This is a genomic window from Corynebacterium sp. CMW7794, from assembly GCF_001563605.1.
GTDB classification, from domain to species: domain Bacteria; phylum Actinomycetota; class Actinomycetes; order Mycobacteriales; family Mycobacteriaceae; genus Corynebacterium; species Corynebacterium phoceense.
The window spans coordinates 64,931-75,324 of the sequence record NZ_KQ961759.1; the positions used below are offsets into that span (position 1 = coordinate 64,931).

General features: G+C 62.2%; 9 protein-coding genes. 7 read left to right on the forward strand and 2 right to left on the reverse strand.

From position 1 onward, the window contains the following. Positions 1 to 95: 95 nt before the first annotated feature. Positions 96 to 662 (forward strand): isopentenyl transferase family protein, encoded by a 567-nt coding sequence (locus tag HMPREF3227_RS09320; protein ID WP_309473691.1) that lies wholly within the window; start codon positions 96 to 98, stop codon positions 660 to 662. Here HMPREF3227_RS09320 and HMPREF3227_RS13360 read toward each other — a convergent pair. Then, positions 645 to 836: a hypothetical protein gene (locus HMPREF3227_RS13360; protein WP_066512465.1), complete on the reverse strand. Its 192-nt coding sequence runs from the start codon at positions 834 to 836 to the stop codon at positions 645 to 647. The genes HMPREF3227_RS09320 and HMPREF3227_RS13360 overlap by 18 nt on opposite strands. A 469-nt stretch (positions 837 to 1,305) precedes the next feature. Here HMPREF3227_RS13360 and HMPREF3227_RS09330 point away from each other — a divergent pair, with 469 nt between their 5' ends. The 6 genes from HMPREF3227_RS09330 to tuf all read left to right on the forward strand — a co-directional run bounded on the left by HMPREF3227_RS09330 (position 1,306) and on the right by tuf (position 8,116). After that, complete coding sequence (locus HMPREF3227_RS09330) at positions 1,306 to 2,064, forward strand: hypothetical protein (protein ID WP_066512469.1); 759 nt, start codon at positions 1,306 to 1,308, stop codon at positions 2,062 to 2,064. Between the two features lie 13 nt (positions 2,065 to 2,077). Continuing rightward, positions 2,078 to 2,944, forward strand: a complete 867-nt coding sequence (locus tag HMPREF3227_RS09335; RefSeq protein ID WP_148138804.1) for a serine hydrolase — start codon at positions 2,078 to 2,080, stop codon at positions 2,942 to 2,944. Between the two features lie 256 nt (positions 2,945 to 3,200). Continuing rightward, on the forward strand, positions 3,201 to 3,572 hold the full coding sequence (gene rpsL, locus HMPREF3227_RS09340) for a 30S ribosomal protein S12 (RefSeq protein ID WP_066492960.1): 372 nt from the start codon (positions 3,201 to 3,203) through the stop codon (positions 3,570 to 3,572). A 3-nt stretch (positions 3,573 to 3,575) separates the two neighbouring features. After that, a complete protein-coding gene (gene rpsG, locus HMPREF3227_RS09345) occupies positions 3,576 to 4,043 on the forward strand; it encodes a 30S ribosomal protein S7 (RefSeq protein WP_066492963.1) in 468 nt (155 codons plus the stop codon). A gap of 353 nt (positions 4,044 to 4,396) precedes the next feature. After that, positions 4,397 to 6,526 (forward strand): elongation factor G, encoded by a 2,130-nt coding sequence (gene fusA / locus HMPREF3227_RS09350; RefSeq protein WP_066492964.1) that lies wholly within the window; start codon positions 4,397 to 4,399, stop codon positions 6,524 to 6,526. A 399-nt stretch (positions 6,527 to 6,925) separates the two neighbouring features. Next, a complete protein-coding gene (gene tuf / locus HMPREF3227_RS09355; protein ID WP_066492965.1) occupies positions 6,926 to 8,116 on the forward strand; it encodes an elongation factor Tu in 1,191 nt (396 codons plus the stop codon). A 149-nt stretch (positions 8,117 to 8,265) separates the two neighbouring features. On the opposite strand, the gene HMPREF3227_RS09360 is transcribed toward tuf, so the two are convergent. Beyond that, positions 8,266 to 9,975, reverse strand: a complete 1,710-nt coding sequence (locus HMPREF3227_RS09360; RefSeq protein ID WP_066492966.1) for an ABC transporter family substrate-binding protein — start codon at positions 9,973 to 9,975, stop codon at positions 8,266 to 8,268. Positions 9,976 to 10,394: the final 419 nt, after the last annotated feature.

A 10,394-nucleotide genomic window follows, 5' to 3' on the forward strand; every position in this document is an offset into this window, starting at 1 on the left:
CATGCCTGCGGTGGCGCGCCGTACACGCAAAGGATGGACAGCGCGAAACCTTTCGCGCGGACAACATGGACTTTGACAGTCAACTTGACCGACTTTTGACCGATACCCTCACCCTTGCGGCCTCGCGCAAGCGGCCGATGCGCCCCATGACGGTGCTCATCGACGGCCCCTCGGGCGCCGGCAAAACGTGGGCCGCGGCCTCCCTGGCCGAGCGCACGGGGTGGAGGGTCGTGCACCTCGATGAGTTCTATCCCGGCTGGCGAGGGCTGGCTGCAGGATCCGAGATGGTGACCTCGCAGGTGCTGCGCGAACACAATCCGGGCTACTGGCGCTGGGACTGGGAGGCGAGCGCGCCGGGTGAATGGGCAGGACTCGACGTACGCGATGACCTCATCGTGGAGGGCGTCGGTGCCATCACCGAGGATTCCGTTGCCGCCGCCCGGGAGCGCGGCGGGGTGGTCACGCTCTTTATCGACGGCCCGCGCGAGGCTCGCCGCGCCCGCGCCCTCGAGCGCGATCCGGACTACGCGGAATGGTTCGAGACCTGGGAGACCCAGGAGCGCGAACACTTTGCGCGCCAGACTGTCGCGGCGGATCTGTCGTGGGTGTGGGACGCGGCCACGTGGGAGGCCGCACAGCGCGCCTCAGCCCGCGAGCGCTGAGGCGCGCCCCGGCCTGTAGTAGTCGGCGGCATCGACGTCGCGGGTGTGCTGGACCATTAGCTCCGGGTAGCTGTCGTCCGGCAGCGCACCGAAGACAAGCCGCACCTGCTCGCGCAGCTGCTCCAGGCGGCGTTCAATGATGGCGTTCGCCCATAGAGTCGTGCGCAGCTGCACGTGGGTCCCGTAGGCGCGCGGCGTGGTCGAGCAGCGCGAGCGATTTCCACATGCGCGCAGCCGTTGCCGGCGTGCAGCCGGCGAACTGCGGCAGGGCTCCGGCAGCGCCTTGGGGTCGAAGCCCACCCCGCCCGGGCGCGTGGCCTCGTCGTGCAGTAGCCGGAGAGCATGTCTAGATCATGGATGCGGAAATCGCCTTCACGGGGGAGCGGTCGGCCTCCGGAGAGGAGACCTCGGCCAGCCAATAGTTGGCGGTGAGCTTGCCCGTCGAGTTCACAATCACGCCGCCCAGTGAGTAGTGCGGGTGGGGCGGTCCGCCGCATTTTGTGTTTGCGCCTATCTCGGCCGTAGGGGCCGCTTTTGGGTGGGTGAGATGGTTCCCGTGGCGTTGGTTACTCTAAGACCGTCTATCGGCCCTACGCTGCACATAAAGGCGGTTCATATCGGGGGCGGGGTATAAACCAGGAGGGTGACTACCTCTCCTCAATCTCCCTCGTTCCCTTCGCATGATTCGGACTCTTTCGAGACCACTCAGTTCCCGCCGGTTGGTGCCGGCGACGCCGCCGCGCCGGGTGCTTCCGCTGCCGGCGCTGCTGGCGGTGCCTATGGTGCTGGCTACGCACCCCAGGACGTAGGCCAGCAGGGCTACGCGCAGTCGGGGTATGGGTCGCAGGGTTATGCGCCGACGTACGCGCCCGCGCCGCAGCAGGGCGGCAACGGCACGAAGATTGCGCTCATCATCGTGAGCCTGCTGTTGGGTTTGCTTATCCTTGGCATCGCGGGCTTCTTTGGCGTTCGCGCGTATAACGCCAGCCGGGCTGCCGATGAAGTCGTCTACGTCACCGAGACGGCCACGGATGCGCCGGGTGGCGAGGCGAACGCGGCCCAGCCGGCGCTAGCCGCGCAGCCTGCACAACCGGCCCAGGCACCGAGCCGTCCCGCGTATCCCTCGCTCCCGGCGGGGCTGAGCCCGGTGAGCGTCGGCGCGGTCAATAACAGTCCGGCGGGCAGCTACGCCAACGTGTACACGGCGGGCCCGACCTCGGATTCGTTTGCCTTGGCTGTCACGCGTGACTTCGTGGCGGCGCGGGGTGGCAAGACTTCCGGCACGACGGTGGTCAATACCTATAGCCCGGTGACGGGGTACACCTATACGATGAGCTGCTATGACAACGGGTCCTACGTGCACTGCACCGGCGGCAATAGTGCGCACGTCTACATCTCTTAATTCGCGCGCTGGCGTGGCTGCCCTGCTCGTCGCTGCGGGCGCGCTGGCGGGAAGCGCCGGTGGCGCGGGCGGGCCGACCACGAGCGCTATCGTGGTTCGCACGACCACCGTCACCGCGGCGCCGAGCTCGGAGCCCACGTCGCAGGCCCAAGCGAATGACACTATGGCTTCCATCCCAGCCCCGGATAGTGCGGCGGCGCTCACGCAGCTTGCCGCGGACGTCGAGGCGCGCACGGGCGCGCAGGTCTCGCTCGCCGTGGCGCCAGTAAATGGGGCGCCCGCAGTGCAGGCGGGCAGCCTCGCCGGGGTGCAGCCTGCTTGGTCCACCATCAAGGTGCCTCTGGCCATCGCGGCCCTGCGCGCGGACCCCAGTGCTGCGGGCACCATGCGACAGGCCATCACGGCTTCTGACAACGCAGCGGCCGAAGCCCTGTGGGCCATGCTCGGTGCTTCCGATGCCGTCGCCACCGCCGTCGGCTCCATCCTTGCGACGGCCGGAGACACGGCGACGGTTGTCAATCCAGAGGTCACGCGCCCGGGCTTTAGCGCCTTTGGGCAAACCCAGTGGGATACCGCCGCGCAGGCATCCTTTGCGCGGCAATTGCCCACGATCACGGGCGCGGACCAAGTACTCGCCGCGATGGGCTCCATCGTGGCGGGGCAGGATTACGGCTTGGGGCAGATTTCAGGCACGCGGTTCAAGGGCGGCTGGGGCCCGGACGAGAGTGGGCGCTACCTTGTGCGCCAATTCGGTCTCGTGCCGGGCACGCAGGGCGAGATCGGTGTGGCGCTTGCGGTCGTGCCGGCGGATGGCACCTATGAGTCGGGGCAAGCGGCGCTCACAGAGCTGGCGCTGGAGCTGCAGGAGACGCTGGGGTAGGGGCGGCATCGGAAAGCGGGGCGTGTCGCACGGAGCCCTCCTGCGACGGTTTTGGTAGTTGGGCCGCTGGCTGTTAAAGTGTTGGGAGGTTTCGCATCTTGCGTGATGCGAAAAGTCTGATCGATACCTCGGCCGGTTCCGGCTGACGGACGACCTGGACATGCGGCAGGGCCCCGGAAAAGAGCCCCCATTTTTGCATGTTTAGGCGTTTTGTTTGGTCAGGAAAGCCGATAAGTCATACAGAAAGACTAGATACATGCCAACTATTCAGCAGCTGGTCCGCAAGGGCCGCCATGACAAGCGCACGAAGGTTGCTACCGCTGCGCTGAAGGGCTCGCCGCAGCGTCGCGGCGTGTGCACCCGCGTCTACACCACCACCCCGAAGAAGCCGAACTCCGCACTGCGTAAGGTCGCTCGTGTTCGCCTTTCCTCCGGCATCGAGGTTTCGGCCTACATCCCGGGCGAGGGCCACAACCTGCAGGAGCACTCCATGGTGCTCGTGCGTGGCGGCCGTGTGAAGGACCTTCCGGGTGTCCGCTACAAGATCATCCGCGGCGCTCTGGATACCCAGGGTGTCAAGGACCGCAAGCAGGCCCGTTCCCGTTACGGTGCCAAGAAGGGACAGTAAACAATGCGTAAGAATGCTGCTCCGAAGCGTCCTGTAGTCAAGGACCCGGTGTACAACTCCGAGCAGGTCACCATGCTCGTCAACAAGATCCTCCTGGACGGCAAGAAGTCCACCGCCGAGCGTATCGTCTACGGCGCTCTCGAGGCGTGCCGCGAGAAGACCGGCACCGATCCGGTCGGCACCCTGGAGAAGGCCCTGGGCAACATTCGCCCGGACCTCGAGGTTCGCTCCCGCCGCGTCGGTGGCGCCACCTACCAGGTCCCGGTTGAGGTGCGTCCGGCACGCGCCAACACCCTGGCCCTGCGTTGGCTCGTCACCTTCACTCGCCAGCGTCGTGAGAACACGATGATCGAGCGTCTCGCCAACGAGATTCTGGATGCCTCCAACGGCCTTGGCGCTTCCGTGAAGCGTCGCGAGGATACCCACAAGATGGCTGAGGCCAACCGCGCCTTCGCCCACTACCGCTGGTAATCTCGCGGTACCCATGCCTATGGTCCGAGCAACGACATTTCGCCCGTGCTGCGTCGGCTTTGCCGATCGCATGCCGCAGGCGTCCCTATACTGGAGTTCGTTGCTCGGGCCATTGTGCTAACAGTGGGTTCACTCTCGGTGAGTGGCTGTGATTTGCCACCCACACTCACTGTTTGACGGGCGGCTGCTTACCGGCGCTACTAAACTTTTAGCGGTCTACGGGCTGCTAAAACGGCGCTTTAGTGGCAAAATTTTACAACGAGACACATCCACTTAAGCGACGTGGCTGGAAACCTTGGCACTGGGCCGGGCGGACTGGGCGCGTCCACGACTAACGAAGTTGGGGTAACACCGTGGCACAAGAAGTGCTTAAGGACCTGCACAAGGTCCGCAACATCGGCATCATGGCTCACATCGATGCTGGTAAGACCACCACCACCGAGCGCATCCTGTTCTACACGGGTATCAACCGCAAGGTTGGCGAGACGCACGATGGTGCTTCCACCACTGACTGGATGGAGCAGGAGAAGGAGCGCGGCATTACCATTACGTCCGCTGCTGTCACCTGTTTCTGGAACGGCAACCAGATCAACATCATCGACACCCCGGGTCACGTCGACTTCACCGTCGAGGTCGAGCGCTCCCTGCGTGTCCTCGATGGCGCTGTCGCCGTCTTTGACGGCAAGGAAGGCGTCGAGCCGCAGTCTGAGCAGGTCTGGCGTCAGGCTGCAAAGTACGACGTTCCGCGTATCTGCTTCGTCAACAAGATGGATAAGCTGGGCGCTGACTTCTACTTCACCGTTCAGACCATCATCGACCGCCTCGGCGCTAAGCCGCTCGTTCTCCAGCTGCCGATCGGCGCTGAGGACAACTTTGACGGCGTCGTTGACCTGCTCGAGATGAAGGCCATCACTTGGCGCGGCAAGGTCGAGACCGGTGCTGAGCCGGTTATCGAGGAGATCCCGGCCGACCTGCAGGACAAGGCAGCCGAGTACCGCGAGAAGCTCATCGAGACCGTTGCTGAGTCCGACGAGGCCCTCATGGAGAAGTACTTCGGTGGCGAAGAGCTCACCCTCGAGGAGATCAAGGGCGCCATCCGCAAGATGACCGTCAACTCCGAGGTCTACCCGGTTCTGTGTGGTACCGCGTACCGCAACAAGGGTGTCCAGCCGCTGCTCGACGCTGTCGTGGACTACCTCCCGACCCCGCTCGACATCGGCGAGATCGTTGGCCATGACGTCAACGACGAGGAGAAGGAAATCACCCGTAAGCCGGACGTTCACGATCCGTTCTCGGCTCTGTCCTTCAAGATTGCTGCTCACCCGTTCTACGGCCAGCTCAACTTCGTCCGCGTCTACTCCGGCCAGATCCTGCCGGGCGCCGAGGTGCTCAACTCGACCAAGGGTAAGAAGGAGCGCATCGGCAAGCTGTTCCAGATGCACGCCAACAAGGAGAACCCGGTCGAGCAGGCTGACGCCGGCAACATCTACGCCATGATTGGTCTCAAGGAGACCACCACTGGTGACACGCTGTGCGACAAGGACAACCCGATCATCCTCGAGTCCATGTCCTTCCCGGACCCGGTTATCAAGGTCTCCATCGAGCCGAAGACCAAGGCTGACCAGGAGAAGCTCGGCATTGCTATTCAGAAGCTCGCCGCCGAGGACCCGACCTTCACCGTCGAGCTTGACGAGGAAACCGGCCAGACTGTCATCGGCGGCATGGGCGAGCTCCACCTCGATGTCCTCGTTGACCGCATGAAGCGCGAGTTCAAGGTCGAGGCCAACATCGGTAATCCGCAGGTTGCTTACCGCGAGACCATCCGCAAGGCCGTCACCTCCCTCGAGTTCACCCACAAGAAGCAGACCGGTGGTTCCGGTCAGTTCGCAAAGGTCATCGTCTCCATCGAGCCGTACAATCCGGATCCGGAGACCCTGGAAGAGGGCGAGGCCGCAACCTACAAGTTCGTCAACGCCGTCACCGGTGGCCGCGTTCCGAAGGAGTACATCCCGTCCGTCGACGCTGGTATCCAGGATGCTATGCAGTACGGCTACCTCGCAGGCTTCCCGCTGGTCAACATCCAGGCCACCCTGGAAGACGGCGCTTACCACGACGTCGACTCCTCGGAGATGGCGTTCAAGATCGCCGGCTCCCAGGTTCTCAAGGAGGCCGTTGCCAAGGCAAAGCCGGTCCTGCTCGAGCCGCTCATGGCTGTCGAGGTTGTGACCCCGGAGGAGTACATGGGTACCGTCAACGGTGACATCAGCTCCCGTCGTGGTCAGGTCTTCGGTATGGAGGACCGTTCCGGCGCCAAGGTCGTCAAGGCCAAGGTCCCGCTGTCCGAGATGTTCGGCTACATCGGCGACCTGCGTTCGTCGACCGCCGGCCGTGCAAACTTCACGATGGTGTTCGATTCCTACGCTGAGGTTCCGTCCTCCGTGGCAACCGCCATCATCGAAGAGCGCACCGGCGCCAAGAACTAAGAGCGCACCCCGCCACCTAACCCCGGTCGCACCCTTGCGGCCCGGAGTCGTGCCAGTCGAATTCGGGTCCGTGCGCCAGGCGGTGGCCACTGGTGGGGTAGCGGTTCGCTGAATATATCGCCTCCTCACAGGCGGTATGTTGAGCCGGCCGTTACCCTCCCAGGATCCAGCAAAAGATTCTTGTCGAGGGTCAACGTCCGCATTACATGCGCGGGGTTACCTCCTATTTTGGCAGTTTGAAAAAACTGCGGCATAAATCTAGGATCGTGTAACTGGCACGTAAAGAAAGCGTCATTTGCGCTTACGGCCTTCTCCCCGGAGAAGTACGAAGTGCCAATGGCAATACAAACCACGTGGCTGCGAAGTTCGCAGCCGCCATAGAGTCCAGGAGGACATACAGTGGCAAAGGAGAAGTTCGAGCGTACGAAGCCGCATGTTAACATCGGCACCATCGGACACGTCGACCACGGCAAGACCACCACCACCGCAGCGATCACCAAGGTTCTGGCTGACCAGTACCCGGAGGAGAACACCGCTTTCGCCTTCGACATGATCGACAAGGCTCCGGAGGAGAAGGAGCGCGGTATTACCATCAACATCTCCCACGTTGAGTACTCCACCCCGAAGCGTCACTACGCACACGTTGACGCCCCGGGCCACGCCGACTACATCAAGAACATGATTACCGGTGCTGCTCAGATGGACGGCGCTATCCTGGTTGTTGCTGCAACCGATGGCCCGATGCCGCAGACCCGCGAGCACGTGCTGCTCGCTCGCCAGGTGGGCGTTCCGTACATCCTCGTTGCTCTGAACAAGTGCGACATGGTTGACGATGAGGAAATCATCGAGCTCGTCGAGATGGAAATCCGCGAGCTGCTCGCTGAGCAGGACTACGACGAGGAAGCTCCGATCGTTCACATCTCCGCTCTCAAGGCTCTCGAGGGCGACGAGAAGTGGGTTCAGTCCATCGTTGACCTGATGCAGGCTTGCGATGACTCCATCCCGGATCCGGAGCGCGAGCTGGATAAGCCGTTCCTGATGCCGATCGAGGACATCTTCACCATTACCGGCCGCGGCACCGTCGTTACCGGCCGTGTCGAGCGTGGCTCCCTCAACGTTAACGAGGACGTTGAGATCATCGGTATCACCGAGAAGTCCATCAACACCACCGTTACCGGTATCGAGATGTTCCGCAAGATGATGGACTACACCGAGGCTGGCGACAACTGTGGTCTGCTTCTGCGTGGTACCAAGCGCGAAGAGGTCGAGCGCGGCCAGGTCGTTATCAAGCCGGGCGCTTACACCCCGCACACCAAGTTCGAGGGTTCCGTCTACGTCCTGAAGAAGGAAGAGGGCGGCCGCCACACCCCGTTCATGGACAACTACCGTCCGCAGTTCTACTTCCGCACCACCGACGTCACCGGCGTCATCAAGCTGCCGGAAGGCACCGAGATGGTTATGCCGGGCGACAACGTTGAGATCTCCGTTGAGCTGATCCAGCCGGTCGCTATGGACGAGGGCCTGCGCTTCGCTATCCGCGAGGGCTCCCGCACCGTCGGCGCTGGCCGCGTTACCAAGATCCTGGGCTAATCCCCAGTTTCTAACGCAGCTGCGTAGAGCTTGCCGATGCCGCCTCACCTTATGGTGAGGCGGCATTTGGCATTTGAGCAGACGCCTTAAGCGCAGTGAGGCCCGCCAGCGATATGCTGGCGGGCCTCACTGCACGCGTGGGGGAGTGTCTACTTCTCCCAGCCGATGTCTTCCTTCGGGATGACGGCGAAGCCAGCGGGACCGAAGTTAGCGAGTCCCTTCTTCACGCCGGTCATTGCAGGACCATTGGCCCATGGCATGAGGCCGTAGGTCTTAAACGCCTCAACCTCGAGCTCATTGGCCTTAGCAATTTGATCGTCGCCGTTGTCGATCTTCTGGAGCTCGCGGATCTTTTCGTCCAGTTCCTTGGTGCCGGTGCCGGACTTGTTGAGGTCCGAGTCGGAGAGCCAGGTCTGGCCGAAGTACGCGACGCCGTACGGGTCGGACGAGGCGATGGCGGACAGGAAGATGTCAAAGTCACGTTCCTCGGCGATCTTAGAGAAGTCAGAGGACGGGCGCTCTTGCACTGTGACCTCGACACCTACGTCCTTGAGCATCTTCTGGATCGCCGCGGCGGTGGACTTAGAGACCTCGTCGTCTCCGACAAGGACGTAACGCAAAGTGAGCTTCTCACCGTCCTTGGCGTAGTAGCCGTCGTCACCCATCGCGTAACCTGCTTCTTCCAGCAGCTTCTTCGAGGACTCGGGGTCGTAGGTGACGGCCTCGGAGAGGTTGTCCTTGTAGCCGTCCTGCGTCGGGTACAGCGTGAGCGAGCCCGGTAGGTCCTCAGTGTAGCCCAGGCCGTTGTAGCGGATGGCGGCGAGCTGGGAGCGGTCAATCGCGTTGAAGATGGCGTGGCGGACGTTGACGTCTCCGAGATGCGGCGCCTGCGAGTTGAGCGTAAACAGGATGTTGGCAATGCGCATGGATGCGCGGATGTCGATGGCATCGCCCATCTCTGCGGCCACGGTCAGGTTGTTCTTCGATGCGACACCGGCGGCATCGATTTCGCCTGCCTTAAACGCATTGATAGTGGCCTGTGACTCGAGCTGACGGTAAGTGACCTTAGAAAGCTTGGGGGCGTCGCCCCACCACTTCTCGTTTGGCACGAACGTGACGTTGCCCGCGTTGAAGTCGATGGAATCCACCTTGAACGGACCAGCGCCGTACTCTGGGTGGAGTTCGTTCAAGTAGGTTTCGTTGTAGAGCTGTGCAGTGTTGACCTTCGGGTGCAGGACCTGGTTGAACAGGCCCATCCACCACGGGTAAGCATTTTGGAAGGTGACCTTGACCTGCTTGTCAGAGTCGCCACGCTCGACGGATTCGATAAGTTCGTAGCCGTCGGTCGAGTTCGGCGAGATCTCCTTATCCTCGCCGTTGTTCATTTTCCACGTGTTTTCGAACGCCTTCCAATCGATGGGCGTGCCGTCGTTGAAGGTGGCCTTGTCCACGATGTCGTACGTGACGACGGTCTTTCCGTCCTTGGTCTCGGCGCTGGCATTCGTAATGTAGTCCGGGTTAGGGGTGTATTCGCCCTTGCCGTCGTAGAGGGCTAGCTGTGGGTTGTACCAACCCCAGATGGTGGACGTATCGGTTGTCATGTTGGCATGGAACGCATTCATCTGCTCGGTGAGCTCGCCGATGGGTAGGGTGAGCTCACCGCCGTCTTTGAGCTCGTCGCGTTCCTTCGGGTTGTAGTCGCCCGCAGGATCGACCTCAATGTTGAGGCCGCCGACAGCCTCACCGCCATCCTGTCCTTCTGCCGACTCGGACTGGCCGCTGCTACAGGCGGCAAGAGTGAGGGCGAGAGTAGTGAGGGATGCGACGCCGGCGAGGCGGATACGATGGACCTTCTTCATGTTGTTCAAGACTCCTTGTGAGGTGCGTGCGCCCACAAGGATTCGTCACGAGGAGAGATGCTTGGGGCGCACCGACGGCCGTGAGGGGCGCCGAGCAAGCGCCTCCGTGACCGGCGTAGAGATGGTGAGATCAGGTATGAAGTTGTACGACCACACAGTTCTAAACGAGATGTGACTCACAATAGTGGTGGTTGTGTTAACTATAGCGATTCCTGGCGGGATTCGGCGCGCGTTTCAGGGAATCATGCGCAACCCATTTAAATAGGGTGACAGAATCATACGGTCGGCGCGCTGCAAGGTCTAGAATTTTGTTCATCTCCCCTAGCTGAGTTACTTCGAAAAGCCTCGCCAAAAGTGGGGGTGCGCCACAATAGTGGCCCGCCGGTGCGATAGTCAAGACCGGCGCGTACGTGCCTGTG